At 67.9% G+C, this 6,719-nt stretch carries 2 protein-coding genes and 2 pseudogenes; all 4 read left to right on the forward strand.

Annotated elements, in window-relative coordinates:
- Positions 1-292: 292 nt before the first annotated feature.
- Entirely contained in the window at positions 293-2,734 is a 2,442-nt protein-coding gene (locus ACZ5VD_RS43735; protein WP_468686066.1) for a helicase associated domain-containing protein, read from the forward strand.
- A 765-nt stretch (positions 2,735-3,499) separates the two neighbouring features.
- On the forward strand, positions 3,500-3,688 hold the full coding sequence (locus tag ACZ5VD_RS43740) for a hypothetical protein (RefSeq protein ID WP_319113079.1): 189 nt from the start codon (positions 3,500-3,502) through the stop codon (positions 3,686-3,688).
- An 11-nt stretch (positions 3,689-3,699) separates the two neighbouring features.
- Positions 3,700-3,912 (forward strand): annotated as a pseudogene (locus tag ACZ5VD_RS43745) (helix-turn-helix domain-containing protein); the annotation flags it as partial.
- 360 nt (positions 3,913-4,272) lie between these two features.
- A pseudogene (locus ACZ5VD_RS43750) lies at positions 4,273-6,093 on the forward strand (AfsR/SARP family transcriptional regulator); the annotation flags it as partial.
- Positions 6,094-6,719 lie beyond the last annotated feature (626 nt).

Genomic DNA, 6,719 nt, shown 5'->3' on the forward strand with positions numbered 1-6,719 from the left:
TGAGTTGCGTACGTGTCACACCCAGCGTCCTACCAGGTCCCGTCCCCGCACGGGACCAGAACCCGAGAATGATCACGACCTCACACAGGCCCTAGCAGACAGAATGCTCCAAGCGGTCCTAGTAGAAGCTCTGTTCGCCTAGGCCCGGACCAGCCCCACGACATCCCCTAGCGTTGCACGGACACGATCCACACCGACCGACCCGCCCTCCTGCAACACCATTCAGCGAAGGACACACGACACGATGGATCTCGTCGGCCACCGCTCCATCGCGTACTGAGGATCTTGTCGCATGCCCTATGAGGAGCCCATCGCCGAGATCTCCCTCGTCGCCGCCTCCCGCGCCCGCCCCGCCCGGCTCTCCCTGCGCCCGGACCAGCAGCAGGCGGTCGACAGCGCGACACGTCACCTGGCACGCGCACACACCCGCGGACACATGGTGTCGGCCTGCGGCACCGGCAAAACACTCACCGCGCTGCGGACCGCCGAGGCTCTTGATGCCCGGCGCCTACTCATCGCCGTGCCGAGCCTGGACCTCATCTCCCAGTGGGCCCAGACGGCCCGCAACGACGGACACCGGGAACCGATGATGGCAGTCTCGTCCCTGGCCGCCGCCAAACACCCGGTCCTGGCCGGAGCCGGCGTCCACAGCACCAACAACCCGGAGTTCCTGGCGAGTTGGCTGGCCCGGCACGAGCACGCCACCGTCTTCGTCACGCTCGACTCCCTCCCGAAGATCGAACAGACCCAGCACACCCGCGCTCCCGTGCCGACCTTCGACCTCATGATCGTCGACGAAGCGCACCGCACCGCGGGAAGCTGGGACAAGGACTGGACCGTCCTGCACGACCACACCCGCATCCGCGCCGACCGCCGTCTCTACCTGACCGCCACCCCCTACGAATGGGAGCCGCCCCGCCTCACTGAAGCACCCACCACCCGCCCCCAGCCCAGACGCACCGCCGCGACCGCCCCCGCCTGGGACACCCCGGCCCTCGTCGCCTCCATGGCAGACGTCAAAACCTTCGGCCCCCGCCTGCACACCTACAGTCACGCGGACGCCATCGAAGACGGAGTTCTCGCCGACTACCAACTGGTCGTCCCCACGATCACCGACACCCACCTGCGCACCGTACTGACCACCCCCGAGGCGCACTCCGGCTTCGGCCCGACCGCGCGCCGTACCACCGCACTGCATCTGGCGGTCCTCAAAGCGATGACCGAACACGACCTCCACCACGTGATCGTGTACTTCCAACAGGTCGCCGACGCCACCGACTTCGCCCGCCAGTTCCCCCACACCCTGCGCACCCTCGCCGAGGACCAACGCCCCGCCTGGGCGAGCGACCTGGTGGTCCAGTCGATCAACGGCACCCACACCCCCGGCCAGCGCCACGACATCCTCAGCGACTTCGCCATCGCCGACCGCGCCGTGCTGACCAACTCCCAGGTACTGGGGGAGGGGATCGACCTGCCGGCCGTCGACGCGGTCGTCTTCGCCGACCGCACCGCCAGCGTCCGCCGCATCGTCCAGGCACTGGGCCGCGCCCTGCGCAAACCCCCCACCCAGACCACGAAGACCGCCAGCCTCGTCATCCCCGCCTACATCCCCCACGGCGCCGATCCCACCGACCTCCTCGGCACCCCCTACGAAGCCCTCTGGCTCGTCACCGCCGCCCTGCGCCACCACGACCAGACCATCGCCGCCCGCGCCCCCCGCACCACCGCCAAACACCGCCTCGAACAGGGCACCCGCACCCTCCTCGCACGCCGCTTCCGCTTCGACTTCACCCTCGACCCCGACACCATCGCCCGCGCAATGGACCTGATCGCCTGGCCCGCCGACAACGCAACCCCCTCCGCCCCACGCCGTGCAGGCCTGGCGGCCGCGACCCGCTTCCACGCCGAACACCACCACCTACGCGTGCCCACCGACTACGAAGACGCCTACGGCTACCGGCTCGGCACCTTCATCGACGGCCAGCGCACCGCCCGCAGACAAGACCTCCTCACCGAGGACTGGATTGCCGAACTTGACGCGCTCGGCATGATCTGGGACGACCACGAAGCAACCTGGCAAGGCCACCTCACCACCATCACCAACTTCCACACCGAACACGGCCACCTCGCCATCCCCCTCCACCAACCCGGCGGCCAATTCCTCATCAGCCAACGAGCCCTCGCCCGCAACAACCGCCTCCACCCCGACCGCCACGCCCAGCTCGCCGCCCTCGACCCCCACTGGACTCTCCCGCACGGCCCCGACTGGCACCGCAAATACCACCTCCTGCGACGCCACATCGAAGCCGGACACAGCCCCACCACACTGCGCCGCGACACGGTCATCGCCGAGGTGAAGGTAGGAAGCTGGCTGCACCGCCAGTTCTCCACCTGGAACCAGCTCGCCCCCGGACAACGCGACCTCCTGGCCCGCCTCCAGCTCACCCCGACAGCCGTCCCCCTGACCCCTACAAGGCCGACGAGCCCACCCGCACCCAAGCGGCCGCGTCGGTCCTTCGAGCAGACCGCACAGATCCTCCGGCTCTTCATCGAACGCTGGAACCGCCCACCCGGCGCCCGCGAATGGGTCGAGGTCGACGGAGAACGCATCATGATCGGACCGTGGCTCTGCAAGGCGCGCTCCAAACGGAACGCCGACCAACTCACCGAAGAACAAAACCGCTTGATGGCAGAGATCCTCCAAGCGGACTGGACCACCCAGGAATCCGAGTAGAGCATCCGCCCTCAAGCCAGACACCCCCCGAGAGGGTCTTCACCGGCCCACGCCACGGCAGGCGTAAAAGGCTCCGTGTCCACAACGCAGCGGCGGGCACGGGGACATGCAGGATCGGCGCTCCAGGTCAGAGCGCCGATCCTGTGCGGTTGACGCGGCAACGCCTACCCGCTGGTTCCTGATCGCATGGGTGGAGCCCGCAACTCTCAGGAGTAGCCGGACGATTCCGACGAAGAGAGCTTCTCGCGAAGCCCAAAATGTTCGATGAACCCGCAGGCCCCATGCTGCCTCTCAGCCGACCACCATCCCGGCCAAGCACGTATCACCAGGCCAGGGCGCCGTCGATCGCGGTAATGGCGCGGAGCCGACGCCCAGCGACGACGATCGCTGGCACAGTCCAATTTGGGATAGCCCCGCATTTACCCCCGGACGGGCATGGTCCCATGGGCGCTCCACGATGCCTCTCCCCAGCTCACAGCCACGACTTCCCCCAACGGCGATTGATGCCGACGCTCCGCACGGTGGACACCAGCGCATCAACGATCGTGGAGGGCTCGCCTGGCGCGAGGGGGCAATGCCACGATGCAGGTGCTCATCTCGGTGACGGCAAACACCAGTTGAGCGACGAACCTGGAGCCCGCAACACGCCGACGCGCCCTTAGCGCGGGCGTCGAACTCAGGAGGCAGGACATGCCCCACACACTTCGCGTGGTGGGGTGCGTTGTAAACGGCGCACCCCACCACAGGCTCTCGACACCCGATGCCGTGGTGATCGTCGTCATCACCGTACTGGCCTGCGTGATGGCAGGCAGCGGCCTGGACACATCATCGATCTTGGCGGTGCTGAGCGGCGCCAGCCTGATCGCAGCGGGCACACTGCTGGCCCTGCGGGGCACAGGGCAACGGCTGTGGCCACTGATCGTGCGGATGGCGAACGCGATTCCGACACCGTAGGCGTACCGGCCGTGGGGCGCAGGGAGAAACCGGTAGCCACCTCCAACGGGGCGTTGGAGAAACTGGCCCACTGGCTGCGCGCCCAGCGCGCGGCCGGAGGATGGTCTTACGCCCAACTGGCGGACCGGGCAGGATGCCACGCCACGACGCTCCAGCGTGCGGCATCAGGACACGGCGTGCCCAGCGCGCATGCCGTCCAGGCCTACGCGCGGGCCTGCGCTGCTCCGGTCGATGTGGCGATGGAACTGTGGAGGAAGGCTCGCAGAGGTGGGCACTATGGGTCTGGCGACGCTCGCCCGGCGCCGAGTCCGATGTATCTCGACACCATCGGCAAGTTCAAGGCCGGCCTACAGGAGCTCTACGCGTGGGCCGGCCGGCCCACGGTGCGCGACATGGAGCAACGGGCGGGGGAGTGGGGAAGGCTGCCACACAGCACCGCTCACCGCATCGTGCAGGGGCAGACGGTGCCGCGCGACGAGCATCAACTGATCGGGTTCCTGGTCGCTTGCGGGGTCACTGAAACAGAGCACCGCTTGTGGGGCGACGCATGGAGACGCGTCCTCGGACATGCCCCCCGCAAGGCGATCCCACCCGCGCAGCGGACAGCACCCGCTGCATCTCCAGCCCGGACTCGGGCACCGAGACTGCGCTTCAGCCTGCTCGGACCGGTGCGCGCTTGGCGCGGGGAAGAGCCACTACCCACGGGTTCCCCCCAGCAACGGGCCCTGCTGGCCGCGCTACTGCTGCGGGATGGCCGTACGGCAACTGCGGGCGAACTGATCGACGCACTGTGGGGCGACGAGCCGCCGGCACAGGCACTAGCGACGGTACGGACCTACGCCTCGCGTCTGCGGAAGGCCCTGGACCCAGGCGTCCTGGTCAGTGAGTCGGGCGGGTACGCGATCCGTTCGCTGGGCGAGGACGCGCTGGACCTGGCGATGGCGCAAGAGCTGGTGACCAAGGCAGAGAAGGCGAGGGCGGCGGGAAACCTGAGCCACGCCAGGGAGACGCTGGGCCGCGCGCTGGCGTTGTGGGACGGCGAAGTGATGGCGGGACTGCCGGGCCCCTACGCGGAGGTACAGCGGGTCCGACTTGAGGAATGGCGGTTGCAACTCCTCGAGTCCCGCCTGGACATAGACCTAGAACAGGGCTCCCACGCGGAGGTGGTCTCCGAGCTCACGGCCCTGACAGCGGCGCACCCCTTGCGCGAGCGCCTGCGCGAGCTGTTGATGCTGGCGCTGTACCGCAGCGGGCGCCAGGCGGAGGCGCTGGCGGTGTACGCGGACACGCGGCGCCTGCTGGCGGACGAGCTGGGAGTGGACCCGCGTCCGGGGCTGAAGGAACTACAGCAGCAGATTCTGCAGGCGGACCCGGGCCTGGCGGAGCCGTCTCTGGGAAGGCTTGAGCCCCACACGTCGGTCATACGCCCCGCCCAACTCCCAGCAACGGTACCCGACTTCACCGGGCGCGCATCCGTCGTGGCAGGGCTTGAAGACGTCCTGGCCTCGGCCGAGGGCCGGATTATGGCGGTCTCCCTACTCGCCGGCATCGGCGGCGTGGGCAAGACAACGCTCGCGGTGCATGTGGCGCACGCGGCCCGTGCCCACTTTCCCGACGGCCAGCTGTACGTCGACCTTCAGGGAACAGGAGACCGGGCGGCGGAGCCGGAGACGGTACTGGGCGCGTTCCTGCGCGCCTTGGGCACAGCGGGCTCGGCGATCCCGGACACACTGGAAGAGCGGGCGGCGCTGTACCGGTCGGTGCTCGACGGCCGCCGTGTGTTGGTGCTCCTGGACAACGCGAGGGACGCGGCGCAGGTTCGTCCACTGCTGCCCGGAATGGAGGGCTGTGCGGCCCTGGTGACGAGCCGGGTACAGCTGGTGGACCTGGCAGGGGCGCACATGGTGGACCTGGATGTGATGTCACCAGAGGAAGCCCTCCAACTCTTCGCGCGCATCGTGGGAGAGGAACGGGTGGAGAAGGAGCGGGCGGTGACCCTTGATGTGGTCGAGGCATGCGGCTTCCTGCCCCTGGCGATCCGCATCGCGGCGTCCCGCCTTGCAGCTAGGCGCACCTGGACCGTGGCGGTCCTGGCCGCCAAACTCGCCGACGAACGAAACCGGCTGGACGAGCTCCGGGCCGGAGATCTGGCCGTACGGGCGACGCTTGACCTGAGCTATCGCCAGCTCAAGGCAGAACAAGCCGACACCTTCCGAGTACTCGGCGCGCACACCAGCCCGTTCATCTCGCTGGACTCCGCACGCAGCATGCTCGGTTGCGGCATTGATGCAGCGGAGGACCTTCTTGAAGACCTGGTGGATGCCGGACTGGTCACCCCGCTCGATCCTGGACGCTACCGACTGCACGACCTTGCTTGGCTCTATGCCAGGACAGCGGCCTCGAAGGGCCCTGGGGATCAAGTTATGGATGAGGTGAGTGACGCATAGGTACGCCGAACTCGCCCCACTCGTGGCTGTTACGTAGTTCAGGGCCCTCCTACTTGTCGGCCAGCGACTCAGCCACAAAGTGGGGGGCGGGAGTCTGGCCAACTCGCGGATTATCAGACGCGGTTGCTGGAGAGGACTGGCTGGACACCGGACCGCATCCCTTGAAGAAGGGGAGACCAGCATCTCAGATAATCCATAGTTTTTTGCTTCCATCAAACTCGTGGGGGAAGCGTCCACCAGGTCGGCCCATGGAGGGTGGCCACACTGCCTGGTCCCCGCCCGGACCTGTTTCACGGAGCCGTGCAGCAGCAACGGCACACCCGCTGCTAGCCAGCCGGTAGTTGTCCGCGGAGCGGATGACTACCCGTCACCTACCTCAACCGACAGGCGAGTTATCGATTTCGAACAGAGCCGAGGAGGCATGGAGAGTGGATCGCGGAGCGATCAGCGCTCCATGCCTCCGACCCGGTTGCTGATCCACGGAGTGGGTCAGCTTCGCCACGGAGTGGCGACAGCTTCGCGGAGCGAAGCTGGTTTCCGCCGCGTAGCGGCGGCGCGGCGTGTCTGCGGAGCAGACCGCGCGC

The sequence above is a fragment of the Streptomyces sp. NPDC032822 genome (assembly GCF_055578825.1).

What these genes read in the sequence shown, in the direction of transcription:
- ACZ5VD_RS43735 (WP_468686066.1), top strand. Translation starts at nt 293, where the DNA reads ATGCCCTATGAGGAGCCCATCGCCGAGATCTCCCTCGTCGCCGCCTCC.